We start from the raw sequence: 23103 nt of genomic DNA, 5'->3' as shown, positions 1-23103 counted from the left end.
GGGCGCCGGGCGCGGTCGGTCAGAGCCGGAACACGAGGGCGTCGCCCAGTTCCTCGCGCTGGATGCCGAGCGAGGTGACCGGAGCATCGGCGGCGTGTTCCCACGACGTGCCCGCTACCCGGTCCCGCAGCAGCACCACCACCCGTACGCCGCGCTGCCGCAGGTAGTCCACGCTCGTGACATCGGGGAAGGTGCCGGCGGCGGCCCGGATGTCGGCCAGGGCCTGCGGGGTGAACCCGCTTCCCCCGTTGACCACCTGCTGGAAGTCGCTGGTCGACCAGAGCATGACGTTCTGGTCGACGTTCTGGTTGGTCGGCAGCACCAGCATCGGTCCGTCGACGGTGCGCAGCGCGGCCGGCTGCGCCGGCACGATCGGATGCTTCGTGACGTTGAGCCCCTCGACCAGAACGAGGATCAGCGGGAGCAGCGTGGCGAGCCGCAGCCACACGCCGGGACGGGGCGGCACCCAGTTCGCGGCGATCTCCGAGACCCGGACCACGAACGCGGAGACCGCGCCCGCGGCGAGAACGCCGAGCAGCAACGTCGTCCAGAGCATCAGCCGTCCGGGCGTACGGATGCCGTCCCAGCCGGGCAGGTACTCGAAGAGCGGGCGGTAGGTGAACGTGCCGTCGAAGAACCTGGTCCCCATCGCGAGGATCCCGGTGACCAGCACCCCGGCGAGCAGCAGCAGGCGCTGGCGTACGGTCCAGATCGAGAAGAACAGCCCGGCCAGCGCCAGCCCGTAGAGCACGAAGCCGGGCAGCAGGGTCATCTCCGGGTGCCAGGGCAGCGCCGCCCGGGCCGGCTCGTGGAGCCCGCCCCAGATCCGCGACTCCGCGGGGGCGGTGAAGAACCCGCTGACCGGCGGCGAGTAGAGCTCGATCTCCTCGATCGTCCGCTTGGCGTACGGGTGCAGCTCGGCGACCTTGAAGTACGGGATCGCCAGCAACGCCCCGGTCGCCGCGAAGATCGCGCCACCCCAGAGGTCCGCGAGGAGGAGCCGCACGCCGAAGGGCCGCTTCACGCCCCAGCCCCAGTGCCGCCGGATGTACCACATGACGGGCGCGACGATCGCGATCAGCGCCATGACGTACGCGAAGGGCAGGCCGATGCCGAAGCCGAGCGTGATCTGCCAGGCGGCGACCAGCCAGCCGGCGAACGCCCACGCCGCCCGGCGGCGTTCCGGGCGGTAGCCGTGGCGCAGCGACCAGCCGTGGCCGCGGGCGAGCATGGCGAGGGCGAGCGGGATGCCGCCGTTGGAGATGACGTGCAGGTGGCCCGCCTGGGCGAGCAGCCAGGGCGCGGTGGCGTAGCCGGCGGCCGCGACCGCGGCGCCGGTGCGGCCCGCGCCGAGCTGTCGGACCAGGGCGTACGCCCCGAGCAGCGCGAGCGCGTGCGCGAGCACGAACACGATGTTGTAGCGGAGCACCGCGGCGACCGGGCCGGTTCCGATCATGCCTGCGGGCGCGTAGCCGAGCAGGGTGTCGGAGAAGGCGAAGCTCCAGGACTCCGGGTAATGGGTGTTGGAGTGCCACAACTGCGTCGGGTCGGTCAGCAGGATGTGGCCGGACCAGGCCATCTGCCAGGCCTGCAGGGTCGGGTCCCAGATGTCGTGCGGGATCGTGTGCAGCGGATAGCGCAGCGTCGGCCACGTGATCAGCACGGCGAGCGCGAGCGCGGCGACGCCGGCCAGGGTCCACTCGTGGGTGAACACCCGGCCCACGGCCCGGACCACTCGGCGCACGCGGCCGGGGACGGGCTCCGACGCCGGTCCGAAGGACGTCCACGGGTCGGCGGTCCCCGACTCCGCGCCCGTCGCCGCATCGGCCTTCGCCGCCTCGGCCTTCGCCGCCTCGGCCGCGCCGGCGCCGTCCTTCTCGGCGCCGCCATTGTCCGCGTCCGGCTTTTCAGTGCCGCCCTTGCCCGCGTCCGGCTTCTCGGTGCTGCCCGGTGCCGTGTCCGGCTTTTCGGCGCCGCCGTTGTCCGCGTCCGGCTTTTCGGTGCTGCCCGGTGCCGCGTCCGGCTTTTCGGCGGCCTTCTCCGCGCTTCCGGCGGTGATGTCGGGCTGTTCCGTGCTCATCGACCGATCCTGCTCCAGCCGGCCCACCTGAGTTACCCGCCGACCCGGTCACGGAGGAACGTGATGTCCGCCGCCTGGGCGTCCGCGCCGCCCGGCGTCTCGACGATCGCGGGGGCGTCGGCCGCCCGCACCACGGCGACCACGAGTTCGGGATCGATCAGACCGTTCCCCAGGTTGTCGTGCCGGTCCCGGCCCGTGCCGAACCCGTCCTTGGAGTCGTTCGCGTGCACCAGGTCGATCCGGCCGGTGATGGCCTTCACCCGGTCCACGACGTCGAGCAGGTCCTCCCCCGCCGCGTGCGCATGACAGGTGTCCAGGCAGAAGCCGACGCCGTACTCGCCGACCGCGTCCCAGAGCCGGGCGAGCGCGTCGAAGCGTCGGGCGCACGCGTTGTCGCCGCCCGCCGTGTTTTCGATCAACACCGGAACCGCGAAGCCGCCGGATTCGGCCGCGTACGCGAAGGTCTTGCGCCAGTTGTCGAAACCGGCCTGGATGTCGTCGCCCTTGTTGACGTGTCCACCGTGCACGATCAGCGCCTTCGCGCCGATCTCCGCGGCCGCGGTGGCGTGGCTGATGAGCAGCTTGCGACTCGGGATCCGGATCCGGTTGTTGAGGGTCGCGACGTTGATGACGTACGGAGCGTGGACGTAGACGTCCACATCCGCCGCCCGCAGCGCCTCGGCGTCCGGCCGCGGCTCCGGCGCCTTCCAGCCCTGCGGATCACTGAGAAAGAACTGCACGGCCTCGGTCTTGCGGGCCGCCGCCTCCTCGAGCGGGGCGGCGGGATCGACGTGGGCTCCGATACGCATGGTGGCGAGCCTACGTCGCGCGGCCCGGCGGGCCGTGACGGCGTCGATGAACGCCGTTTCATGCTCGTACGCCGGAAATCGCCCATCTTCCGTGCGTCACCGCCAGGGCCGCCAGGTCGTTACCCAGATAGATCCCCGTTACATCCCACAGATCCACGGTCCTGCCTCCGGCCGACCGGCCCCGTCGAGCCTTATCGATCTCGGGAGATGGTGAATGTCGCAGCAGCTACGGCAGCGCTCCGCGGCCGCCGCCGTCGCCGTGTTCCTCGCCGGGACGCCCCTGCTCGACCCGAGCGTCGCGTGGGCCGACCCGGTGCCGGCGCCGACCGGGGCCGGCGACGCCAGCGGGGTCGAGGTCGTGTTCACCGGCCGGAATCTGCTCGGCGTCTCGTGCGCGTCGTCGCCGAGCGCCACGGCGGTGACGGTGCCGGCCGAGAGCACGCTGCGGGTGGTCAACGACACCGGTCGACGCGCCCGGCTCCTGATCGACGGCGACACCCGGGGGGAGATCGCGGACGGTGCGGCCGCGGAGGTGCTCTTCCATCGCGGGCCGGTCTCGCTCGCGCTGCGGCCCAACTGCGTCGTGGCCGACGAGTCCGAGGTCCGGGTCGAGGTCGCTCCCCCGCCGCGTCGCTCCGTCGAGCGGCCGGGACCGGAGCGGGTGGCGCCGGTCCCGACGGCGACGCCGGGTACGGGCGATCGACCGGACGGTGCCGAGGCACGGGCGGGTGGGGCCGACGCGTTCCCGGACGTCCCGGACGACGGTGGTGACGATGACGGGTCGTCGCCGCTGACCGCCGCCGCCGGCAGGTCGGTGGGAGAGTCCGACGCCCGGTCGGCCCTCCCCGCGCCGATGCCGCCGCGGGGCGTCGCGGCCGAGCCGACGGCCTCCGTGGAGCCGGTCCGCCAGACCGGGACGGTGGCACTGCTGGCACTGGTGGCCACAATTTCCGTCATTGGCGTGTCAGCGGGTGCGATTCGGGCTATTCTCGCTCAACGTACAAGCCGGACTGTTCCGGCGTAGAATAACTACACACAGGCTCCGCGGGGCGCTTCTTATCCAACCTCGTCGGTGTGGTCGTTCCTCCCCAGGTCCCACCCAAGGAAAGCGGATAGGTCGCGCCCCGCGGCTGGATGTCAGACGGGGGCTCCGTCCGGTCGCGATGCGCGCGCCGGCCGGGGCCCCCGTCGCCGCGGCGGGGCCCCCGAAGGCGTCCGCCGCGACCGGGTATTCTGGTCAGGTTGTGCGTGTCGCCGGGGACCATCCCCGGTCGTCACGCGCCACGACGCATGACCTCCTGCCACGGAAGGACCGTGGCCGCTAGCCCAGAGGAGGTGAGAACGTCTTGCGTCATTACGAGATCATGGTGATCCTCGACCCAAGCCTCGAGGAGCGCACCGTCGCCCCGTCGCTCGACACGTACCTCAACAACGTGATCCGCAGCTCGGGTGGCTCGGTGGAGAAGCTCGACGTGTGGGGCCGCCGGCGCCTCTCGTTCGAGATCAACAAGAAGGCCGAGGGCATCTACGCCGTCATCGACCTGCAGGCCACGCCTGCGGCGGTGGCCGAGCTGGACCGTCAGCTCCGACTCAACGAGTCGGTGCTGCGCACCAAGGTCATCCGGCCGGAGATGCGCTGACGCGCGTTTCCCGGCACGCCCGGATCAGCCTCATCGCTGCTGTCGTACGACTCTGGCAGCCTTACGGCAGACAACGATGAGTGCGCGAGGAGAGGGTCATGGCAGGAGATACCACCATCACGGTCATCGGCAATCTGACCGATGATCCCGAGTTGCGCTTCACCCCCTCGGGTGCCGCGGTCGCCAAGTTCCGGGTCGCCTCGACGCCCCGGTTCATGGACAAGGCGTCCGGCGAGTGGAAGGACGGCGAGCCGCTCTTCCTGGCCTGCACCGTGTGGCGGCAGGCGGCGGAGCACGTCGCCGAGTCGTTGCAGCGGGGCGCACGCGTGATCGTGTCCGGTCGGCTGCGCCAGCGGTCGTACGAGACGCGTGAGGGCGAGAAGCGCACCGTCATCGAGCTCGAGGTCGACGAGATCGGCCCGTCGCTGCGCTACGCCACGGCGAAGGTGCAGAAGATGTCGCGCTCCGGTGGCGGCGGTGGCGGTTTCGGTGGCGGCGGCGGCCAGGGCGGCGGAGGCAACTTCGACGACCCGTGGGCGACGGCGGCGCCGGCTTCCTCGTCCTCCGGTTCGGGCGGCGGCAACTTCGACGACGAGCCCCCGTTCTGATGCCGGCCCCCAGCGGCCGAGATCGCAAACCAGGAGCAAGAGCAATGGCTAAGGCTGCGGCACTGCGCAAGCCGAAGAAGAAGGTGAACCCGCTCGACAAGGACGGGATCACCTATATCGACTACAAGGACACCGCGCTGCTGCGCAAGTTCATCTCCGACCGCGGCAAGATCCGCGCTCGGCGGGTGACCGGGGTCACCTCCCAGCAGCAGCGGCAGATCGCCCGTGCGGTCAAGAACGCCCGTGAGATGGCGCTCCTGCCGTACACCACCACGGCCCGCTGAGAGGAGGCACCGACATGAAGATCATCCTGACTCAGGAGGTGTCCGGCCTCGGTGCCCCGGGCGACATCGTCGAGGTCAAGGACGGCTACGGCCGTAACTACCTGCTGCCGCAGGGCCTCGCGATCGGCTGGACGAAGGGCGCGGAACGCCAGGTAGCGGTCATCCAGCGGGCCCGTGCGGCGCGCGAGATCCGCGACCTCGACCACGCGAACGAGGTCAAGGGCCAGCTCGAGGCGGTCAAGGTCAGCCTCAGCGTGCGGGCCGGCGACGGCGGTCGGCTGTTCGGGTCGGTCACCCCGGCGGAGATCGTCGACGCGGTGAAGGCCGCCGGCGGTCCGCTCCTCGACCGGCGTCGTCTGGAGCTGCCCGGCACCATCAAGGCCCTCGGCTCCTACCCGGTGCGCGTGAAGCTGCACCCGGAGGTCACCGCCAAGTTCGACCTGAACGTGGTCAAGGCCTGACAGCACCGTAGCGAGAAGGGGCGGCACACCGACCGGTGTGCCGCCCCTTCCGTCGTTGTCGCGGTGCCGGGCACCGACGGCGAGGGCTAGCCGGTGACCGCGCTGAACAGCACCGTCGAGAGGCCGCCGCCGACGACCGCGGAGGCGAGCCCCACGCTCGCCGCCCGCCACGTCCCGCTGGCCCAGCGCAGCACGACCGCCACCACCAGGCTGGCCGCGAAGGCGGCGCCGAACGGCGGCGCGCCGCCGATGAGCGAGGCGATCGCCTCCGCGCGCTCCGACTGGCACCCGCCGCCGAGCACGTCCGTGACGCAGCCCGGGGGCGGCGGGGTGTTGTCGAGAGTGAGCAGCCACAGGGCGAAGAACAGCACCGGCACGGCGTACCAGAGGGCGGTGTAGAGCAGGGTCGCGACGTGGCCGCCCGGATCGAAGTCCAGCAGCTCCTCGTCGAGCCGGTTGCCCCGGCCGCGCCGCACCGGTGGGCGATAGGCCGGGCGGGCGGTCGCCGGGGTCGGCCGCACCGTACGGGTACGCGGCGGGGCCGGGCGCACGCTCCGCTGCGGCGGGTAGGCGACGGCCGGCGAGCGGGGCGCGGACGGCGGGGTCTCGACCCACCGCGGGTCGTCACCGGCCAGGCGCGTGCCGGACCAGAACGTGTCGCCGGAGGTCTGCCACGAATCGGCCGGCTCGGCAACGGCGGGGCGTCCCCGGCGCGTCCGCTCCGACCGGTCCCACTCCCCGGTGTTGCCCTCGACGCCCCAACCGGCGTCGTCGGTGACCCGGTCGAACTGTCCGGTGTGCGCGTCGCGGCGCCACTCCCCGGCGCTCGTGTCGTCGCGCCAGTCCCGCGGGTGGGCGTCGCGCTGCCAGTCGTCGCTCACGGCGGGCTCGGACCAGCTGTGGGCGTGCGGATTGCGCCAGGTGCCGGTGTGGGCGGACCGGACCCACTCGCCGGTGTCGTCCGAGCGCTCCCACCGGTCGGACTCGGGCGTCCGCTGCCAATCAGCGGGCTCCGCCGGCCGATCCCAGCTGCGGCCCGGCGACGCCGGTCGCCAACCGCCGCCGGAGACCGGCCCACTGCTGGCCGGCCCGGCGCTCACGGAGCCGCCGCTGATCGGCCGGGTGCCGTACGAGCCACTGCTAACCGGGCTGCTGCTGGTGAAGGAGCCACTGCTCACCGGGCTGCTGGTGGGCCGGCTGCTGACCGGGCTGCTGCTGATCGGGTCGCTGACCGGGTAGCCCTCATCGCTGTCGTCGCGGTGCCGGCCGGTGCCGCGTTGCCCCGGAATCGCGGAGCTCGGCGTCGGCGCCGCGGAGGTGGGCGCCGCCGGGCTCGACGCGGCGGAGCTCGGCGGAGTCCAGTAGGCGTCGTCGAAGTCGGTGTCCGTCAGATCCGCCGCCCCGAGCCCGGGCCGGGGCCGGAGGTCCCATGACGTGCCGCTCGGGTCGTCGGCCGAGCGTCCAGCGCCGTCACCCGCCCAGGAGCTACCCGGGCGGCGCTCATACGGGGCGCGGTCGCCGTATCCCCAGTCCCGGTAGTCCACCGCCGGAGCGTGACCTTTCTGATATCAAGTCGCAATCGGCCATCCGGACAGATCCGTCGCGGCCGATGATAGCGGGTCGCCGGGGTTCCGGCACGGCCGCATTTCTTTCGTCCACACGATGGGGACGCGACATCCGCAGGTCAGCGCGGGTGTGGACAACGATCCTCCACGGTTATACACAGCCTGTGCACAACGTTGCGCACACCCGTCCGGGTTGCTGTCCACAGCTTGTCCCGAACTTCGTCCACGCCGATGTTTGGGCCGTTGACCTCGGGTTTCGTATCGTGGCGGCGGACAAGAATGTCGTACCCCGGCGGTTCGCTACGGGCACAGTCAAACGAGCGGAGGCTCCGGGTGTCGATCACGGACGATGTGCGTGCCGAGGCCGGCCGTGGCGGCGGCCCGCCCAAGGACGCGGCCCCGGCCGGCGGACACTTCGAGAAGACCCCACCGCAGGACATCGCGGCCGAGCAGTGCGTGCTCGGCGGCATGCTGCTCTCCAAGGACGCGATCGCGGACGTCGTCGAGATCCTCAAGGTCAACGACTTCTATCGTCCGATCCACGCGACGATCTTCGACACCATCCTCGACCTGTACGGCCGCGGCGAGCCGGCGGACGCGATCACGGTGGGGGCGGCGCTCGCCGACTCCGGTGACCTGGGCCGCATCGGCGGCGCGCCCTATCTGCACACGCTGATCGCCAGCGTCCCCACGGCGGCCAACGCCGCGTACTACGCACGGATCGTCGGCGAGCGGGCCGTGCTGCGGCGCCTCGTCGAGGCGGGCACCCGGATCGTGCAGCTCGGTTACGGGTCGGCCGCGGGCGGTGGGCGGGACGTCGACGACGTCGTCGACCTCGCTCAGCAGGCGGTCTACGAGATCACGGAGAAGCGGGTCAGCGAGGACTTCGCGGTCCTCGCCGACATGCTGCAGCCCACCCTCGACGAGATCGAGGCGGTCGGCGCGCAGGGCGGCGTGATGACCGGTGTGCCCACCGGGTTCTCCGACCTCGACCGGCTGCTGAACGGGCTGCACCCCGGCCAGCTGATCATCGTCGCGGGACGTCCCGGTCTCGGGAAGAGCACGGCCTCGATGGACTTCGCCCGGAACGCGGCGATCCGGGCCAACTGCGCCAGCGCGATCTTCTCGCTCGAAATGAGCAAGGTCGAGATCGTCATGCGGCTGCTCTCCGCCGAGGCGCGGGTGCCGCTGCACGTGCTCCGTTCCGGGCAGCTCTCCGACGACGACTGGTCGAAGCTCGCCCGGCGGATGGGCGAGATCAGCGAGGCGCCGATCTTCGTCGACGACACCCCCAACATGAACCTGATGGAGATCCGGGCCAAGGCGCGGCGGCTGAAGCAGAAGCACGATCTCAAGCTGATCGTGGTCGACTACCTCCAGCTGATGAGCTCGCCGAAGCGGACCGAGAGCCGGCAGCAGGAGGTCGCGGAACTGTCGCGTGGTCTGAAGCTGCTCGCGAAGGAGGTCGAGTGCCCGGTGATCGCGGTGAGCCAGCTCAACCGTGGTCCCGAGCAGCGCACCGACAAGCGTCCGCAGCTGTCCGACCTGCGTGAGTCCGGCTCGATCGAGCAGGACGCGGACGTGGTCATCCTGCTGCACCGCGACGACTACTACGACAAGGAGTCGCCCCGCGCCGGCGAGGCGGACTTCATCGTCGCGAAGCACCGTAACGGTCCGACCGACAGCATCACCGTCGCGGCGCAGCTGCACCTGTCGCGCTTCGTCGACATGGCGGTCTGACCGGCGCATCCGGTGCTGTGCCGGTCAGCATCTCGGGCCAACGGGTGCCGCCGGTCGGGGTGCGCGCCCGGCCGGCGGCGACGTCCGCAGGTCAGTCGAAGAGCTCGCCCAGGAAACCGCGGTGGCGCTTGTTGCGGTAGTGGCCGTGGTAGCCGTAGTGGCCGCCGTACGCGGGCGCCGGCGGGTACCCGTGGCTCACCGGCTGCGGCGGGACATGCGCCGGCGGGTATCCGGGCTGGTGGTGGCCGGGCGCGGGCGGCGGGGGCGGCGGCGGGACATATCCACCGCCGGCGGCCGGCGCGCCGTGGGCCGGCTGGGGCGCTCCCGGCGGGGCCTGGGGCGTGTGCTGCCGGTTCCAGCTCGCCTCGGCCTCGAAGAGCTTCTCCAGCTCGCCACGGTCGAGGAAGATTCCGCGGCACTCGCCGCACTGGTCGACGACGACGCCGCTGCGCTCGTACTGACGCATCTCGCCATGACACTTCGGACAGGTCATCTGCATCATTCGACGGTACCGGCTGTTGTCACGTGCGCTCCGTCAACATCGCGGTCACCTGCTCGTCGGAGACCTGCTCGAAGTTCTCGTAGAACTGCCCCACGGCGTGAAAGTCGGCCGGCCGCAGCAGACAGAGCAGCTCGTCGGCGTCGGCAGAGACCACCGCGCAGGCCTCGACGGACCCGACCGGCACGGCCACCATGATCCGGTGCGCGTGGAGTTGCCGACAGAGCACCACCGCGGCCCGGATCGTCGCGCCGGTCGCGAGCCCGTCGTCCACGATGACCACCGTGCGGTCGCGCAGGTCCAGCGGCGACCGGCCCGGCCGGTAGACCTCCTCGCGCCGCCGCAGCTCGGCGGTCTCCGCCCGCACCACCTCGGCGATCCGCTCCGGTTCGATCCGCTCCGAGATCTCCGGGTTGAGCACCTGGACGCCGTCCGGACCGATCGCCCCGAATGCCAGCTCCGGCGCCGAGGGAACGCCCAGCTTGCGCACGACCAGCACGTCGAGCTGCACGCGCAGCTCGGTCGCGACGACCGCCGCGACCGGCACCCCGCCCCGGACCAGACCGAGCACCACGACGTCGGGCCGGTCGGCGAGGTGCTTCAGCCGGGCGGCGAGGGCGCGCCCGGCTGCGACCCGGTCGAGGTACGGCTTCTCCATGCATCTGGTCTACGCCTCATCACCGGCGTGCGCTGCGCACTCCGGCAAGCTACCCGGTGGGCCGCGTGCTTACGGCCCGACCCGGCGGGCCGCGTGCTTCCGGCCGGACGCGGCGTCAGCCGGGCGAGCCCGGTGCGACGAGCCACCCGAGCGTGGCCGCCGCCAGCCCGACGGAGAGGGTGAGCACGACGTTCAGCAGGGCCCGGCGTCGACCGTTACCGCCGCCGACGGCAAGGTGGACGGTCTCGTAACCGAAGGTGGAGTAGGTGGTCAGGGCGCCGCAGAATCCGGTCCCGAGCAGCGCGCCGAGCCAACCGGGTAGCGCGGCGCCGGCGCCGGCCAGCAGACCGAGCAGGAACGAGCCTGCCAGATTGACGGTGAGCGTCCCCCACGGCAGGGCGCGGCCGAACCGGGCGGTGACGGCCCGGTCGGTGAGGAACCGGGCCGCCGCGCCGACCGCTCCCCCGGCCATGACCAGCAGCAGCGTCACGCTCCGCCCCCGGCGGGCTCCAGCCGCAGCCGTCGTACGACCAGCATCCCGAGCCGCACCGCGACGAGCGCGCCGGCGAGGGTGCCGAGCACGTACCCGGCCGCGAGGGCGGGCCGACCGGCCGCGAGCAGGGCCCGGGTCTCCACGGCGTACGTGGAGAACGTGGTGAAGCCACCGAGCACTCCGGTGCCGAGGAAGGGCCGGAGCAGCCGGTGCGGGGCGGTGCGGACCGCGATGGCCTGCATGAGCGCCCCGATCAGGACGCACCCGGTCAGATTCGTGAGCAGGGTGGCCCAGGGAAAACTCGCCGGCGGCGCGGGCCAGGCCAGCGCGAGGCCGTACCGGGCGGCGGAGCCGAGGGCGCCACCGGCGGCGACCACGACCAGGACGCAGCGTTCCAACCGGGTCATGCGGCCGGTGCCGTCGCGCGCCGTGACCCGCGGCCGGTGGGGCGTCCGACAGCGCGGACCAGCCGCAGCGCCGGGGCCCAGGCCAGGAACGCGACCGGGTAGAGCAGGTAGCCGAAGCGCGTGGCCGGCATCAGCAGCATCGCGGCGAGCAGTCCGTACCCGCACACCACCGCCGCGTCCGCGGCCGTGCGCGGCGGACGCCGCGCGAGCCGGACGGCGATCGCCAACCCGGCCGCGACCAGCAGTGCCGCGGCGATGGCGCGCCCGGCCGGCAGCGTCGCCGCGATGAGGTGGCCGGGCAGCGGCGATTGGGCGGGACTGGTCACCAGTCCCCGGCCGAGCGGAAAGAGCACGACGTTCTCGACCAGCGCGTCGGCGTCGACGAGCTGCGCCGGGACCAACGCGACGAGCGGCAGCCCGAGCCCGCCGACGGCGAACCGGAGCGCGGTGCGCCGGCCGCGGGTGGCGGCGTACGCGAGGAGCACCAGCGTGACCGGCCAGGCGAAGAGCTTGAGGGCGCCGGCGAATCCGACCGTGAGCCCGGCGGCGCCGTGCCGCCCGGCGGCGCAGAGCGCGAGCGCGAGCAGGCAGAACGCCAGCACGGGGAGGTCGTCCCCGCCGGTGGCCAGGGTGAGCGCGCAGACCGGCAGCACGGTGGCGAGCTGCGCGGCGCGCAGGAGCGACGGCGCCGCTTCGGGGTCCGGCCGCCGGCGGGCCAGGATCGTCAGCGCCGCGGCCAGCGCGATCGTCGTGGCGACCGCGAACCAGACGCGCGCGTCGGTCCACCAGGCGACGCCGGCGACCGCTCGCGGCAGGCCGAAGAGCGCCATCCCGGGCTGGTACGGCAGGTAGCCGAGCAGCTGCTCCGCGGGCGGCAGCGCCGCGATCACCTCGCGACCGAGGTAGGGAGTGCCGTCGTGGAGCAGCCGCAGCCCGCCGTCCTCGACGACCACGACCTCTTCCTGCGCGCGGTCCGGGCGTCCGCCGGCCCGCTGCACGCACTGCAGCAGCATGGGCAGCAGCGCGACGGCCGCCCAGGCCACGGCCGTGACGGTGGCGCGGGCCGCCGCGCCGGTGAGCCGGGGCACGACGCCCCGGCGGCGGGCGACCAGCTGGACCGCGGCGGCGAGCGCCGCCGCGGCGTACCCGATCATGGCCACCGCGCCCCAGGCGCGATGGGGGGCCAGCGTGGAGGTGACCGCGGTGACGGCGGCGAAGAGCGCGGAGAGCCCGTAGAGCAGGAGGTCGCCGCCGAGGCCGCCGATCCGCCGCGCCACCGACCGGAGACGGGCAGGACCGGTCGACGGGTTGGGGGAGATCACGCGGGCAAGTGTGGCAGACGGTCGGGACGGCCACGTCCGCTCGCCCGCCGTCCCGGCGTCAGCCGGATCACCGCCCCGTCGTCGTGCAGCGGTGGCGCGAGCGATCCGGACCGACCGCCGGAGCCCCGCCGCAGGGCGCTCAGCAACCGGGGCGCCGGCATCGGCCGGGCGAACAGGTGTCCCTGCCCGGCCGTGCACCCCAGCTCCCACAGGGCGCGGCGCTGCGGCTCGCTCTCCACCCCCTCGGCGACCACGACGAGCTCGAGGCTGCGGCCGAGCTCCACCGTCGACCGGACGACCGCAGCGGCCTCGGGCGAGTTCTCCATGGCCATGACGAACGCGCGGTCGATCTTCAGTTCGTGCACCGGGATCCGGGACAGGACCGACAGCGACGAGTACCCGGTGCCGAAGTCGTCGAGCGCCAGCCGGATCCCGGCGTCCCGCAGCTGACCGAGGACCCGGTCCACCACTTCGAGCTGACTGATGGTCAGGGTCTCGGTCAGCTCCAGGAAGAGGCGGTCCGGTGGCAGGTCGTGCGCCTGCAACCGGGCCACGACCGAGCTGGGGAAGCGGGGGTCCAGCAGGCTGCGCGGCGAGACGTTGACCGCGACCGGCAGGTCGAATCCGGCATCGCGCCAGGCGCACGCCGCGGCGAGGGACTGATCGAGTACGGCGTCCGCGAAGGCCGGTAGCAGCCCCGACCGTTCGACGGTCTCCAGGAATCGCAGCGGGTCAATGCTGCCCCGGTCCGGGTGGTGCCAGCGCGCCAGCGCCTCGGCGCCGAGCACCTCCCCGGTGCCCAGGTCGACGATCGGCTGGAAGGTGACGGTGAACTCGTGTTCGGCGACCGCGCGGGGCAGGTCGCCGCCGAGCGCCAGTCGCGCGACGTCGGCGGTGTCGCGGTCGCGCGCGTACGTGGCGATCCGCTGGCCGGACCGCTTCGCCTGGTACATCGCCACGTCCGCGCGGCGGAGCAGCTCCGGCATCCCGCCGGTCCCCGGCGCGACCGCGATCCCCCCGCTGGCCTCGACGTTGATCCGCATGCCCTCCAGCTCCATCGGCTCGCGCAGGGCGGTCAGCAGCCCCTCGGCGCGGTGGGCGGCCATCGCCGGCGCCGGCAGGCCGCTGAAGAGCACGGCGAACTCGTCGCCGCCGAGCCGCGCCACGACCTCGGCCGGGCGGGCCGCCTCGCGTAACCGGTGCGCGACCTCGGTGAGCACCCGGTCGCCGGCCGGGTGGCCGAGGGTGTCGTTGATCTCCTTGAAGTGGTTGAGGTCTATCAGGAGCAGCGCGGCGACGCCGTCGGCGTGCCGGCGGGCCAGCAGTTCGGTGCCGCGCTCGAGCAGCTCCCGCCGGTTGGCGAGGCCGGTGAGCGGGTCGTGCGACGCCGCGTGGGCGTGCGCCCGCGCGGCCCGGGCGAGCTCCGCGTACGCGGAGGCGTTGCGGATCGCGGTGCACAGCGCCGACGCGAAGGTGCGCAGCGTGTACTCCTCGCGTTCCGAGAGCGTCACCGGTTGCCGGAAGCGCAGCCGCAGCGCGCCGACGTCCCCGCCGCCCGCGTGGTCCTCCAGCGGCGTACGGATCACCGCGTCCGCCGTGCCGGGCGGCTCGGCGGGGGGCCCGTCGTACGCGATCGCGTCGGCGGTCCCCCGCACCATCCGCGGCTGCGGACCGAGGTGCACCTCGACGTCGACCTGATCGGCGGAGAACAGCTGGGCGGCGCGGGTGACGGCGGTGCGGAGCACGGCGTCCAGGTCGACGACGTTGAGCTCGTCGGTGGTCTGCGCGAGCCGCTGCCACGCCCGGCGTTCCTGCTGTGCCCGCAGTCGGCCGACGTGGGACAGGTGCAGGGCGACCACGACGGGCGGCATCGCCAGCAGCAGTCCGGGACCGTAGCTGAGGATCGCGACGGTGGCGACCGCGATGACCAGGTTCGCGAGCCGGAACGTGATCCGGCTGTCGCTGTCCTGGAAGGCGACCTTGCGCCAGGAGCGGCCGGTGGCCAGCGCCATCACGCGGGTGCCGAGGAGCTCGTCGACCACCGTGTAGAGGGCTGCGGCGGCGAGCAGCCCGACCAGCTGCGGGCCCCAGGCGACGCCCCCGGTCTCCTCCAGCGTCGGCAGCAGCCCGGCCCGGTGCGCCGCGAGGCTCGCCAGCGCGGCGGCGGTGGTGTCCTTTCCGACGTTGAAGGCCAGTTTGATCGGCTGGTTGCGGGTCAGGCCGTTCGCCAGCGCGACGCCGGCGGCGGTGCAGAGCACCACCCAGGGCGGTGGCAGCAGGGCGATGGCGACCAGGATCGCCGCGGAGGTCGAGGAGAAGGCCTTGATCTGGGCGCGGACCCGGATCTTCGCCTGCAGGGCGTTGGTGACGGCGACCAGCCCGGCGAGCGCGATCGGATAGAGGAGGGACCGCGGCGGCGCGGTCAGGTGCGCGACGGCGACGGCCAGGCAGATCGTCGCCGTAACGACGACTAGACCGACGAGCAGCCGGAGCCGCTCTTCGGTCTGGTCGTCAGTGCTCGTAGGTGACCCGTCGTGTCGCATCCCTGCTGCATCGTGACCGATGGGTGGGACCCGCTGTCAACCACGCCGGGTCGGGAATCTGCAGATCGGGCCAAGATAGCCATTCACCGCCAGTCGTAGTCGCGCATGTCACACCTCTCATCAATCGCCAAGCTGAACTTTGGATTAATTCGCCGACTCGGGGTGCCGGATGTCGGGTATCCCGTGGCGAACTGATCAAAGAGTAAATGCGAGGACGGCCATTTGTGAATGATGATATGTCGGTCTTTTCATGAATTGCGAATCGTAAACGCCTTCATCTAATCTCGGTGACCAAATGGCGACGCAGAGCGAAAGTCGGAATGCCGCGAGGGCGGCCGGTGGCGGCCATCCGGCCTGATCCGGCGGCACACCACTCCGTTACCAATCGGGCGCTTCGTGTTCATTTTGTCATCGTTTAAAGCGGTCCAAAGGTTGGCGCGAACGCGTCCATTACCGCACGCGACCGGCGACCGTCCAAGTCGCACGCTCAATATCACGTATCCGGCGACGCGCCGCCCCGCCGGGTGTCTTCCGACGCAATAGTCCACCCCTGTCGGGCCCGCCGATACGGGCGCGACGACCGGCTCCTGGTTACGCTCCCCCGGTGACCGATCCCGCACACCTGACGCACGTCGACGAGACCGGAGCCGCCCGCATGGTGGACGTGACCGCCAAGGGGGTGACCGCGCGGCGGGCGGTCGCCGCCGGGCGGGTGCAGACCACCGCGCACGTGGTCGAGCTGCTGCGCCGCGACGGCCTGCCGAAGGGGGACGCGCTGGCCGTCGCCCGGATCGCCGGCATCATGGGCGCCAAGCGCACCCCGGACCTGATCCCGCTGTGTCATCCGATCCCCCTGCACGGCGTCGCCGTCGACCTGCGTCTCGACGTCGACGCGGTCGAGATCACCGCCACGACCCGGACGGCCGACCGCACCGGCGTGGAGATGGAGGCGTTGACGGCCGTCGCCAGCGCCGCGCTGGCGCTGATCGACATGGTCAAGGCCGTCGACCCGGCCGCGTCGATCGAGCGGGTACGGGTGCTGAGCAAGGAGGGCGGCAAGACCGGCCACTGGACGCGACCCGGGGAGCGCGGATGATCCGGGCCCGGGTGATCGTCGCCTCCAACCGCGCCGCCGCCGGCGTGTACGCCGACACCAGCGGCCCGCTTCTCGTGGCCGGACTCCGCGACCTCGGCTGCCGGGTCGATGACCCCATCGTCGTCCCCGACGGTGACCCGGTCACCGCGGCGCTGCGCAGTGCGGTGGCCGACGGCGTGGACGTGGTGGTCACCAGCGGCGGCACCGGTGTCACCCCCACCGACCGCACCCCGGAGGCGACGCGGACGGTGCTGGACTACGAGATACCGGGCATCGCGGAGGCGATCCGGGCCCACGGCCGGGCGAAGGTGCCGACCGCCGCCCTGTCCCGGGGGATCGCCGGGGTGGCGGGCCGCACGCTCGTGGTCAACCTGCCCGGCTCGACCGGGGGCGCGCGGGACGGGCTCGCGGTGCTGGGGCCGATCCTGGCGCACACGGTGGACCAGTTGCGCGGCGGCGACCACCCCGCGCCGTGACACGGCACCACTGACCCGCTGCTGACACCGCCGGGGCTCCCGTCGATCGCGCGTGACCGGATCGTTCGGCGGCGGGACCGCCGACGATAGGCTCGGCGGGTGACCGCACACAGCGCCGTCGCGGCAGAACACACGCCCGCGCCGGCCCCGATCGCCTGGGACGAGGCCCGCTCCCGGGTCCACGCCGCCGGGCTGGCCGCCGCGCCGGACGCCGTCGAGTTGGCCCTGCCGTTGACCGACGGGCACACGCTCGCCGCGCCGCTGACCACCCGGACCGCGCTGCCGGCCTTCCCCACCTCCAGCGTGGACGGCTGGGCCGTCCGGGGCGCCGGACCGTGGCGGCCGGTCGGGCGGGTGCTCGCCGGCGGCACGCCCGCGCCGTTGACCGAGGACGGCACCGCGGTCGAGATCGCGACCGGGGCGATGGTGCCGGACGGCGCGGCGGCGGTGCTGCGGGTGGAGGAGAGCTCCCGTACGCCGGACGGGCGGATCAGCGGCACGCCCCGCTTACAGCCGGAATGGCGTACGCCCGGGGAGGAGGCCGCCGCCGGTGAGGAGCTGCTCCCGGCGGGCACCCCGGTCGACCCCGGAGTGATCGGACTCGCCGCTTCGTGCGGTCACGACCTGCTGCGGGTCCGTCCGGCGCCGCGCGCGGCGCTGCTCGTCTTCGGGGACGAGTTGCTGACCTCCGGGCCGCCCGGCGCCGGCCGTGTCCGGGACGCGCTCGGGCCCGCCGTCCCGGCGTGGCTGCGCCGCTACGGCGTCCGCGTCGATCCGCAGAACGTGATCGGCCCGGTCGAGGACACGCTCGACGCGCACGTGGGGGCGCTGCGCCGCGCGCTCGCCGAGGTCGACCTCGTCTGCACCACCGGCGGTACGATGCACGGCCCGGTCGACCACCTGCATCCGGCGCTGCGGCAGCTGGACGCGGAGTACGTCGTGAACACGGTGGCCGTACGGCCAGGGTTTCCGATGCTGCTGGCCCGGGTGCGCGGCGCGGACGGCCGGCCCCGGTTCGTCGCCGGCCTGCCCGGCAATCCGCAGTCCGCCATCGTGGCCCTGGTGTCGCTCGTCGCGCCGCTCGTCGCCGGCCTGCAGGGGCGGCCCGAGCCCACGCTGCCGCGGGTGACGCTCGCCGAACCCGTGCCGGGCCGGGGCGACTACACGCACCTGGCGCTGGTGCGGGTCGATCCCCGCGACGGGACCGCGCGCCCGTTGCGGCACGTCGGCTCGGCCATGCTCCGCGGTCTCGCCCGGGCCGACGGCTTCGCCGTCATCCCGCCGGGGACGAACGGCGACGCGGGGTCGCGCGTTCTGCTCGCGCCGCTGCCGCTGGCCGCCGGGGAACGCCCGTGAACCGGCTGCGGCGATCCGTACGGGACGAAAGGGCCCCGCGATGACCTCCTCGACGACCGTACGCGTCCCGCTCTGCGCGGTGACCACGCAGCCGCTCGACCTCGCGGCCCACGAGGCGGCCGTCGCCGACCGCCGGGCCGGCGCGGTGGTCTCCTTCCAGGGTGTGGTGCGGGACCACGACCACGGTCGGACGGTGACGCTGCTGGAGTACGAGGCGCACCCGAGCGCCGCCGGCGTGCTGGGCGAGGTGGCGGCGGAGATCGCGGCCGACCCCGACGTCTACGCCGTGGCGGTCTCGCACCGCGCCGGGACGCTGGCGATCGGCGACGTCGCGCTGGTCGCGGCGGTGAGCACCGCGCACCGGGCGGCGGCCTTCGCGGCCTGCGCCCGGCTCGTGGACGAGGTCAAATCGCGGCTTCCGGTGTGGAAGCGGCAGGTGTTCGCCGACGGCGCCGAAGAGTGGGTCAACTGTCCCTGAGGGTCACGCCGCGACGCGGCCCACCGGCCGCCGGTCGAGGCGCACGCCGTACTCGCCGTAGAAAGCGGGCTCGGCGCCGGGCCGCCATGGCAGCGCCGCCACCAGGACGATCAGCGCCAGCGCCAGCGAGTTCTCCATGAGCAGGCCGAACAGCCCGTCCTGGTAGTGCGAGACCCCCTGTGACAGCTGGTGCTCGTACGGCCAGATCGGCGAGACCAGGAACAGCACGTAGAGCCCGACCGCCGCTGTCGCGTGCCGGAACCCGGTCAGGATCGGGAACCAGATCGGGCTGCGCAGCCCGGTCACGCCGACGATGCCCGGGTTGCCCGACAGCGCGCCGCGGTACGCGAGCCCACGGCTGGCGCCGCGCCGCCGCAGCGCCGCGTCCGCGAGCACCACGATCGCCGGGATCACGAAGACCAGATGGTGCGACCAGGAGATCGGGCTGATCACGTTCGCGGTGAGACCGATCAGCGTGAACGCGGTCAACTCGTCACCGTCGGCGTGCGCGTGCGAGGCCCGGGACAGCCCGAGCGCCAGCATCAGCAGCGCGAACGACAGCCACAGCAGCCCCGGCGTCTCGATCGAGTCGTACAGCCGGGCGAGTACGCCGGCGAGGGACTGGTTGGGGGTCATGTCGGCGGCGCCGACCCGCTCGGTCTGCCAGAGCACGCTGGTGAAGTACGTGGCTGACTCGCGGCCCGCGACCAGGAACGTCCCGACGGTGACCCCGAACGCCGTGCCCACGGCGGTCAGCGCGGCCCGCCACTGCTTCGTCACGACGAAGTAGACGATGAACAGCGCCGGGGTGAGCTTGATCGAGGTGGCCAGCCCGACACCCGCGCCGGCCCACGCCCCGCTCAGCCAGAACCGGCGCAGCAGGCCGGCCGTCTCCTCCCGACGCGCGCCGCCGCGGGCGCGCCACCGGAGCGCGACGAGATCGGCCATGATCAGGGCGAACAGCAGGAGGTTGACCTGCCCGTAGCCGAGGGTTTCCCGGACCGGCTCGATGGCGGTCGCGAGCGGCACCGCCAGCGCGACCGCGAACCAACGCGACCAGCCCAGCCGGTCGGCGATCGGCCGCAGCAGCGCGGCCAGCACGACCGCGAGCGCGGCCAGACTGGCGGCGACGTTGACCCAGCCCGCCGCCTCGGTGGGCAGGGCCGCCATCGGCAGCATCACGAGGCCGGCGAACGGCGGGTACGTGAAACCGAGGGTCGTCAGCGGCGCGATGAACTCGTAGAGATCGTTACCGCCTGCCCACCAGACCACCGCCCCGTGGTAGATCTTCATGTCGAAGAAGTTGTACGGACGCCCGAACGTCTGGATGGCGAGCCATGCAGCGTAGAAGGCGCCGGCGACGATGCCGAGCCGTACCACCGTCCGAAGGTCGATCCCACGGGTCATGCGACGGACTGGGGCAAGGCGGCTCGTCCGCGTCCCGACGGTCGCCGGCATGGCGTGGCCACCCCCGTACCAATGTTGTGCTTCCCGCCCAGGTCCATCCATGAGCCTAGAACGGTGCGCCTGGTGATTGCTGGGCGCGTTACCCGACCGTGTCCGATCCCACACTGGTTCGCGACTTTTACCACCGGATAACGCAGCGAGTGCCGTTCAGGTGGTTGCCACCACCCGATGCCTACAAATTATCAAACGTCCGTATCGACGGTGGTCACCCCGGTAGGTGCCGCGCGGCCGCCGCCGACCGGACCGCGATCCGCGCGTCCCGCTTGGCGGAGCGGACGGTGCGCCGCAGCGCGCGCCGCCCGTCGTCCACGGCGTGTGTCGTGCGCCACCGCAGGCCCGGTCGCCCTTCAGTGTCCGCCGCCGCGAGCAGCAGCCCGCCCAGAAGGCCCAAATTTTTCAGGAAATGTATCTGCTGGGTCTGCCGCTCGACACGGTCGTCCACCGTCCAGAAGGGATGTCCGGCCATTGTGGTGGGAACCAGTGAGCCGGCCAGCACGGCCGCGGCCGGTCGGGTGGCATGGCCGGTCGCGAGCAGCACGCCCCCGACGAGCTGCGCCGCGCCGTTGATCTGCACCAGCGTCCGGCCATCGCTCGGCAGCCGCGCGTCGAGCTTCTGCAGCAACGGCGACACCCGGTCGGTCACCCGTTTCGCGCGTGGCAGGAGCTGCTCGGGGTTCGCCAGCGCCCGCGCCCCGCTGACCACGAAGATGCCGCTCAGCAGCGCGCGGGCGGCGGTGCGTACCGGTGTCATGGACCAGTCATACCCGCTGCGTCCACTCTCCACGCGCGGAATGCCCGACGTGGTGCAGCCGGCGCCGACGTCCGCAGGGGACGGACGGGGCCGCTCGTCGGCGTAGGCGGGACCCGGCCGCCGCGGCTCAGGCCGGTTGGGTACGCAGGTAGCGGCCGAAGTGGGGCACGGTGAACGCCACCGTGCCGCGCTCGCCGGAGTAGATCAGACCCTTTTTGATCAGGGCGTCCCGGGCGGGGGACAGACTCGCCGGCTTGCGCCCCAACGACCTGGCGATCACTGCCGTCGGGACCGCGGCGTCCATATCGTCCCGACCGGCGCCGTCGGACTCGCCGGTCACCGGAGACAGCGCCGCCATCGCCCTCATGTACTCGCGTTCGGCCGGCGTGGCCCGCTCGAAACGCGACCCGAAGAAGCCCACCGCCAGCTCGGCCTCCGCCTCCGGCGCGGCCACCTGGACGTCCGCGGCGGTGATCGGGGAGCTGGGGGCGTGGTCCCAGGTCGCCTTGCCGTACGCCTGGACGAAGTACGGGTAGCCGCCGGATTTCTCGTAGAGCAGCTCCAGCGCCTTCGGCTCGTACTCGACGTCCTCGCGCGCCGCGGGGGCACAGAGCGCCTGCTCCGCGGCGCCGCGGTCGAGCCGGTCGATGCGCTGGTAGCGGAAGAGCCGTTCGGAGTACGACTTGGCCGCCGACAGCACGGCGGGCAGGTGCGGCAGGCCGGCCCCGACCACGATCAGCGCCCCGCCGAGCTGGGAGAGCTCGTGGCAGGCGGCGCAGAGCGCCGAGACGTCCTGGGGGCCAAGGTCCTGCATCTCGTCGATGAACAGGGCGATGCCGGTGCCGACGTCGGTGGCGATGTCGGCCGCGTCGCTGAACAGCTCGACCAGGTCGATCTCGATGTCGCCGGAGTCGGCCCGGCCGGTGGTCGCGGGCACGTCGATCCCCGGCTGCCAGCGGTCGCGCAGCCGGGGCGCGGCACGACCGGTGGTGGTCGCCGGGGTCGCGCGCAGCGCGAAGGCCTTGAGGACGCCGAGGAACGCGTCGATCCGGTCGGGGGCGCGATGGTGCGGGGCCAGCTCGCGGACCGCCATGTGCAGCGCCCCGGCCACCGGCCGGCGCAGCGACTGCTCGGGACGGGCTTCGATCTTTCCCGTACCCCAGAGGCGTCCGATCGCCTGCGAGCGCAGGGTGTTGAGCAGCACGGTCTTGCCGACGCCGCGCAGCCCGGTGAGCATCAGACTCCGCTCCGGGCGACCCCGGGCCACCCGTTCCAGCACGACGTCGAAGACCTCCAGCTCGCGGGCGCGACCGGCGAGCTCGGGTGGGCGCTGCCCGGCGCCGGGTGCGTACGGGTTGCGGACCGGATCCACGCCCAGCACGCTATCGGCCCGTCTACCTCGACGGCTAGACAAACGTAGATGCGGGTAGCGCGTGTCGACTGTGGCCGGCGCGGATCGAGGAATAACTAGGGCTGTCTAGCATTTTCGCTAGACAGCCCTAGTTATTCCTATCGGCCTCTGGTGCTGACGCCGCGGCTCAGCGCTCCTTCATGCAGAGCACGAAGTCGTTGAGGCTCCCCGGCCCGTCGCTGGTGAAGGTCGTGTCCGTCTCCGGCGACCCCATGAACTGGTTCTCGCAGCGCTTCGAATCCGTGGTGAAGGGGATCTTCGCAAGGATCTCGAAGGTGTCCGGCCCGCACGGCACCTTGCGCAGCTCCGCGTCGGAGTCGGTCCCCTCGTTGACCACGCAGTCGCCCTTGACCAGATCGTCGTCGGCGGTGTCGTCCTCGCTGGGGCTCGGGCTGACGCTCGGGCTCTCCGACGGCGACGCGCTGGCCGTCGGCGCCGCCACCGAGTCGGCGGCGTCGTCCTCGTAGTTCGCCACCGCGTACACGAACAGGCCGCCGCAGAGGCAGAGCAGCAGCAGGACGACCGCCCCGATGATCAGGCCGATCTTGAGCCCGCGCTTCGATGACGCGGGGGGCGGCACGGGCATGCCGGGCGCCGGCGGCTGACCCCACGCCGGGGCGCCGGAGGACGGCGCCGGATAGTCGGGGGCCGGGAAGCCGCCCTGCGGGGGCGGCGGAAAGCCACCGGGCGGGGGCGGGGGGAAGGCACCGGGCGGGGGCGGGGGGAAGGCGCCGGCCGGCGGAGGGCTGCCGGCCGGGGCACCCGGCGCCGGCGGCGGGGTATAGGCGGGCGGTGGCGGATATTCGCCGGGTGGCGGCGGCGCCGGCGGCTGGGGCGGCTGCCCGTACGGCTCGTCGGGCTGGCCCTGGCCGGGCGCGCCCGGCGGTCCGTAGCTGGACATGATCTTCCTAGCGTCGAAGGGTGTACAGGGGAGATCGGCGTCGGTGATCGCCCCGTGC

At 72.8% G+C, this 23103-nt stretch carries 24 protein-coding genes; 11 read left to right on the top strand and 13 right to left on the bottom strand.

What is annotated here, in order from left to right:
• Positions 1–19: 19 nt before the first annotated feature.
• Positions 20–2080 (bottom strand): hypothetical protein, encoded by a 2061-nt coding sequence (locus tag BLW47_RS04885; protein ID WP_245736347.1) that lies wholly within the window; start codon positions 2078–2080, stop codon positions 20–22.
• A 32-nt stretch (positions 2081–2112) separates the two neighbouring features.
• Positions 2113–2889, bottom strand: coding sequence for a deoxyribonuclease IV (locus tag BLW47_RS04880; RefSeq protein ID WP_091551821.1), 777 nt, complete (start codon positions 2887–2889; stop codon positions 2113–2115).
• 214 nt (positions 2890–3103) lie between these two features.
• On the opposite strand from BLW47_RS04880, the gene BLW47_RS04875 reads away from it, so the two are divergent.
• The 5 genes from BLW47_RS04875 to rplI all read left to right on the top strand — a co-directional run bounded on the left by BLW47_RS04875 (position 3104) and on the right by rplI (position 5882).
• Positions 3104–3913, top strand: a complete 810-nt coding sequence (locus tag BLW47_RS04875) for a hypothetical protein (protein WP_091551818.1) — start codon at positions 3104–3106, stop codon at positions 3911–3913.
• Between the two features lie 322 nt (positions 3914–4235).
• Complete coding sequence (rpsF, locus tag BLW47_RS04870) at positions 4236–4529, top strand: 30S ribosomal protein S6 (RefSeq protein WP_091551816.1); 294 nt, start codon at positions 4236–4238, stop codon at positions 4527–4529.
• An 80-nt stretch (positions 4530–4609) separates the two neighbouring features.
• Positions 4610–5137 carry a single-stranded DNA-binding protein gene (locus BLW47_RS04865; protein ID WP_175543496.1) on the top strand — a complete coding sequence of 176 codons (528 nt, stop codon included), beginning with the start codon at positions 4610–4612 and terminating at the stop codon, positions 5135–5137.
• A gap of 44 nt (positions 5138–5181) precedes the next feature.
• The gene (rpsR, locus tag BLW47_RS04860) at positions 5182–5421 is read left to right on the top strand and encodes a 30S ribosomal protein S18 (RefSeq protein WP_091551811.1); all 240 of its coding nucleotides are present in this window, start codon (positions 5182–5184) and stop codon (positions 5419–5421) included.
• Positions 5422–5435: 14 nt separating this feature from the next.
• Positions 5436–5882 carry a 50S ribosomal protein L9 gene (gene rplI / locus BLW47_RS04855; RefSeq protein ID WP_091551808.1) on the top strand — a complete coding sequence of 149 codons (447 nt, stop codon included), beginning with the start codon at positions 5436–5438 and terminating at the stop codon, positions 5880–5882.
• 86 nt (positions 5883–5968) lie between these two features.
• Here rplI and BLW47_RS04850 read toward each other — a convergent pair whose 3' ends face one another.
• On the bottom strand, positions 5969–6763 hold the full coding sequence (locus BLW47_RS04850) for a hypothetical protein (RefSeq protein WP_091551806.1): 795 nt from the start codon (positions 6761–6763) through the stop codon (positions 5969–5971).
• Between the two features lie 40 nt (positions 6764–6803).
• Here BLW47_RS04850 and BLW47_RS04845 point away from each other — a divergent pair, with 40 nt between their 5' ends.
• Both BLW47_RS04845 and dnaB read left to right on the top strand, forming a co-directional pair.
• On the top strand, positions 6804–7121 hold the full coding sequence (locus BLW47_RS04845; RefSeq protein WP_139307157.1) for a hypothetical protein: 318 nt from the start codon (positions 6804–6806) through the stop codon (positions 7119–7121).
• 659 nt (positions 7122–7780) lie between these two features.
• Positions 7781–9187: a replicative DNA helicase gene (gene dnaB, locus BLW47_RS04840; protein ID WP_091552581.1), complete on the top strand. Its 1407-nt coding sequence runs from the start codon at positions 7781–7783 to the stop codon at positions 9185–9187.
• 91 nt (positions 9188–9278) lie between these two features.
• Here dnaB and BLW47_RS04835 read toward each other — a convergent pair whose 3' ends face one another.
• The 6 genes from BLW47_RS04835 to BLW47_RS04810 all read right to left on the bottom strand — a co-directional run bounded on the left by BLW47_RS04835 (position 9279) and on the right by BLW47_RS04810 (position 15109).
• The gene (locus BLW47_RS04835; protein ID WP_091551800.1) at positions 9279–9689 is read right to left on the bottom strand and encodes a TFIIB-type zinc ribbon-containing protein; all 411 of its coding nucleotides are present in this window, start codon (positions 9687–9689) and stop codon (positions 9279–9281) included.
• A gap of 19 nt (positions 9690–9708) precedes the next feature.
• On the bottom strand, positions 9709–10344 hold the full coding sequence (locus BLW47_RS04830; protein WP_091551798.1) for a phosphoribosyltransferase: 636 nt from the start codon (positions 10342–10344) through the stop codon (positions 9709–9711).
• A 115-nt stretch (positions 10345–10459) separates the two neighbouring features.
• A complete protein-coding gene (crcB, locus tag BLW47_RS04825) occupies positions 10460–10834 on the bottom strand; it encodes a fluoride efflux transporter CrcB (RefSeq protein WP_091551795.1) in 375 nt (124 codons plus the stop codon).
• Entirely contained in the window at positions 10831–11244 is a 414-nt protein-coding gene (gene crcB, locus BLW47_RS04820) for a fluoride efflux transporter CrcB (RefSeq protein ID WP_091551793.1), read from the bottom strand. The genes crcB (BLW47_RS04825) and crcB (BLW47_RS04820) overlap by 4 nt, the downstream gene beginning before the upstream one ends.
• A complete protein-coding gene (locus BLW47_RS04815; RefSeq protein WP_091552578.1) occupies positions 11241–12563 on the bottom strand; it encodes a glycosyltransferase 87 family protein in 1323 nt (440 codons plus the stop codon). The genes crcB (BLW47_RS04820) and BLW47_RS04815 overlap by 4 nt, the downstream gene beginning before the upstream one ends.
• On the bottom strand, positions 12563–15109 hold the full coding sequence (locus BLW47_RS04810) for a putative bifunctional diguanylate cyclase/phosphodiesterase (protein WP_091551790.1): 2547 nt from the start codon (positions 15107–15109) through the stop codon (positions 12563–12565). The genes BLW47_RS04815 and BLW47_RS04810 overlap by 1 nt, the downstream gene beginning before the upstream one ends.
• 604 nt (positions 15110–15713) lie before the next feature.
• Here BLW47_RS04810 and moaC point away from each other — a divergent pair.
• The 4 genes from moaC (at position 15714) to BLW47_RS04790 (ending at position 18515) form a co-directional block, all read left to right on the top strand.
• A complete protein-coding gene (gene moaC / locus BLW47_RS04805) occupies positions 15714–16205 on the top strand; it encodes a cyclic pyranopterin monophosphate synthase MoaC (protein ID WP_091551787.1) in 492 nt (163 codons plus the stop codon).
• Positions 16202–16681, top strand: a complete 480-nt coding sequence (locus BLW47_RS04800; protein WP_091551785.1) for a MogA/MoaB family molybdenum cofactor biosynthesis protein — start codon at positions 16202–16204, stop codon at positions 16679–16681. Before moaC ends, BLW47_RS04800 begins: the two co-directional genes overlap by 4 nt.
• A gap of 150 nt (positions 16682–16831) precedes the next feature.
• The gene (locus BLW47_RS04795) at positions 16832–18037 is read left to right on the top strand and encodes a molybdopterin molybdotransferase MoeA (RefSeq protein ID WP_175543516.1); all 1206 of its coding nucleotides are present in this window, start codon (positions 16832–16834) and stop codon (positions 18035–18037) included.
• A 40-nt stretch (positions 18038–18077) separates the two neighbouring features.
• Positions 18078–18515: a molybdenum cofactor biosynthesis protein MoaE gene (locus tag BLW47_RS04790; protein WP_091551779.1), complete on the top strand. Its 438-nt coding sequence runs from the start codon at positions 18078–18080 to the stop codon at positions 18513–18515.
• A gap of 3 nt (positions 18516–18518) precedes the next feature.
• On the opposite strand, the gene BLW47_RS04785 is transcribed toward BLW47_RS04790, so the two are convergent.
• The 4 genes from BLW47_RS04785 to BLW47_RS25040 all read right to left on the bottom strand — a co-directional run bounded on the left by BLW47_RS04785 (position 18519) and on the right by BLW47_RS25040 (position 23045).
• Positions 18519–19973 carry a glycosyltransferase 87 family protein gene (locus BLW47_RS04785; RefSeq protein ID WP_091551776.1) on the bottom strand — a complete coding sequence of 485 codons (1455 nt, stop codon included), beginning with the start codon at positions 19971–19973 and terminating at the stop codon, positions 18519–18521.
• Between the two features lie 214 nt (positions 19974–20187).
• The gene (locus BLW47_RS04780) at positions 20188–20733 is read right to left on the bottom strand and encodes a DoxX family protein (protein ID WP_091551773.1); all 546 of its coding nucleotides are present in this window, start codon (positions 20731–20733) and stop codon (positions 20188–20190) included.
• A gap of 127 nt (positions 20734–20860) precedes the next feature.
• Entirely contained in the window at positions 20861–22105 is a 1245-nt protein-coding gene (locus BLW47_RS04775; RefSeq protein ID WP_091552576.1) for an ATP-binding protein, read from the bottom strand.
• Between the two features lie 166 nt (positions 22106–22271).
• A complete protein-coding gene (locus BLW47_RS25040; RefSeq protein WP_175543495.1) occupies positions 22272–23045 on the bottom strand; it encodes an LppU/SCO3897 family protein in 774 nt (257 codons plus the stop codon).
• Positions 23046–23103: the final 58 nt, after the last annotated feature.

The organism is Micromonospora pattaloongensis, from assembly GCF_900107255.1.
GTDB classification, from domain to species: Bacteria; Actinomycetota; Actinomycetes; order Mycobacteriales; family Micromonosporaceae; genus Micromonospora_I; species Micromonospora_I pattaloongensis.
Note: the sequence above shows the minus strand (reverse complement) of the source record. Positions and strands in the feature narration are given on the sequence as shown.

What these genes read in the sequence shown, in the direction of transcription:
- BLW47_RS04885 (WP_245736347.1), bottom strand. Translation starts at nt 2,080, where the DNA reads ATGAGCACGGAACAGCCCGACATCACCGCCGGAAGCGCGGAGAAGGCC.
- BLW47_RS04880 (WP_091551821.1), bottom strand. Translation starts at nt 2,889, where the DNA reads ATGCGTATCGGAGCCCACGTCGATCCCGCCGCCCCGCTCGAGGAGGCG.
- BLW47_RS04875 (WP_091551818.1), top strand. Translation starts at nt 3,104, where the DNA reads ATGTCGCAGCAGCTACGGCAGCGCTCCGCGGCCGCCGCCGTCGCCGTG.
- rpsR (WP_091551811.1), top strand. Translation starts at nt 5,182, where the DNA reads ATGGCTAAGGCTGCGGCACTGCGCAAGCCGAAGAAGAAGGTGAACCCG.
- rplI (WP_091551808.1), top strand. Translation starts at nt 5,436, where the DNA reads ATGAAGATCATCCTGACTCAGGAGGTGTCCGGCCTCGGTGCCCCGGGC.
- BLW47_RS04835 (WP_091551800.1), bottom strand. Translation starts at nt 9,689, where the DNA reads ATGATGCAGATGACCTGTCCGAAGTGTCATGGCGAGATGCGTCAGTAC.
- BLW47_RS04830 (WP_091551798.1), bottom strand. Translation starts at nt 10,344, where the DNA reads ATGGAGAAGCCGTACCTCGACCGGGTCGCAGCCGGGCGCGCCCTCGCC.
- crcB (WP_091551793.1), bottom strand. Translation starts at nt 11,244, where the DNA reads ATGACCCGGTTGGAACGCTGCGTCCTGGTCGTGGTCGCCGCCGGTGGC.
- BLW47_RS04810 (WP_091551790.1), bottom strand. Translation starts at nt 15,109, where the DNA reads ATGCGACACGACGGGTCACCTACGAGCACTGACGACCAGACCGAAGAG.
- BLW47_RS04800 (WP_091551785.1), top strand. Translation starts at nt 16,202, where the DNA reads ATGATCCGGGCCCGGGTGATCGTCGCCTCCAACCGCGCCGCCGCCGGC.
- BLW47_RS04790 (WP_091551779.1), top strand. Translation starts at nt 18,078, where the DNA reads ATGACCTCCTCGACGACCGTACGCGTCCCGCTCTGCGCGGTGACCACG.
- BLW47_RS04785 (WP_091551776.1), bottom strand. Translation starts at nt 19,973, where the DNA reads ATGCCGGCGACCGTCGGGACGCGGACGAGCCGCCTTGCCCCAGTCCGT.
- BLW47_RS04780 (WP_091551773.1), bottom strand. Translation starts at nt 20,733, where the DNA reads ATGACACCGGTACGCACCGCCGCCCGCGCGCTGCTGAGCGGCATCTTC.
- BLW47_RS25040 (WP_175543495.1), bottom strand. Translation starts at nt 23,045, where the DNA reads ATGTCCAGCTACGGACCGCCGGGCGCGCCCGGCCAGGGCCAGCCCGAC.